Source organism: Bacillota bacterium (assembly GCA_024655925.1).
GTDB lineage: Bacteria > Bacillota > DTU025 > DTU025 > JANLFS01 > JANLFS01.
Map to the genome: position 1 here is coordinate 1,076 of JANLFS010000206.1, position 1,199 is coordinate 2,274.

Annotated in this window: 1 protein-coding gene; it reads left to right on the forward strand. The window is 60.1% G+C overall.

All coding sequences use genetic code 11. From position 1 onward, the window contains the following. The coding region (locus NUW23_16110) for a DEAD/DEAH box helicase family protein (GenBank protein ID MCR4427674.1) at positions 1 to 1,199 on the forward strand (1,199 nt) is incomplete at both ends.

The window sequence follows — 1,199 nt, forward strand, 5'->3', positions numbered from 1 at the left end:
ATCGAGGTGACTGTTCGCGGCAGCCGCGAGTTCTGCCCCGTGACGATGCCACTCGGTTCGCGCGTGCTCGCCAGGCATTGGGTGGACAGGAACGTGTGCCACCTGGTCATCGGAACACCGCGGATACTGAACGGCATCGTCTGGCCAGGCGACGATGAAGACGAGATCCTCTATCGGCTGATCCGGGAAAGATGTAACACACCGTTCCTTAAAGAATGGCTTTCCTTCGTCAGAAAGAGCGGTCTCTGCAAGTCCTACTACGTCCTCGGCAATCAGCGGTTCCGCGTGGTGGAACCGCGGTTTGAGCACATGGGAAAGCCCTTCGCTCTCTGGATCTGTGACGGGCTTAAGAAGGGACAGATCGCCATCCCGGGCGCTGCTCCGGGGCCGTCCCGGCTCGACCGTAGAGGGGAGCTGGAGGACTATCTCAAGAGCTTCGCGCCCGACTTGGCAAGGAAGATACAGGCCATTTGCGCCCCGTTGCACACGGCTTCTGATCAGAACGACCCCAAAACGGAGGAGCTTCTGCGGAAACCGTTCCCTGCCCAGGCGGCCGTCGCCCAGGGTTTGGCCAAGAGTCTGGCGTCTCGCCACATGGCTTTTCTAGTTGGCGAGATGGGGACGGGAAAGACACTGATATCCTTGCTAGTGGCCCATCTCATGCTCGGCGACAACTACCGGGTGCTCGTGATGTGTCCTGCCCACCTTGTCGGCAAGTGGCAGAGAGAAATCGCGAACACCATACCCGGGGCGAAACCCCGGATACTTAAGAGCTGGCGCGAGGCCGCCTCAATACTGACGCGGGGCAAGCCTGCTGGGAGGCTCTTCTACATTGTCTCCAAGGAGACTGCCAAGCTCGGATATGTGCTGCGGCCGGCCGTGCTGGAGCGCCATGGGGGCTTATTTTGCCCCAGCTGCGGCGAGCCGCTTGGGAGTGCTCGCAAGACGCGGTTCGAGCCCTTCACCAAGGATGATTTCAAGAACCGGAACAGCCGCAATTCCTTCTGTGGGGAATGTGGAAACGCGCTGTGGACCGCCGACGCAAAGGGCCCGCGGAAGATTCCGGCGGCCGACTTCATTAAGAAGAGGCTCCCCAAGGGGTACTTCGACCTATTGATCGCGGACGAGATGCAGGACTACAAGGGGCGGACTGCCCAGGGAATAGCCTTCAGCACTCTGGTGAGAAAGGCGAAGAAAGC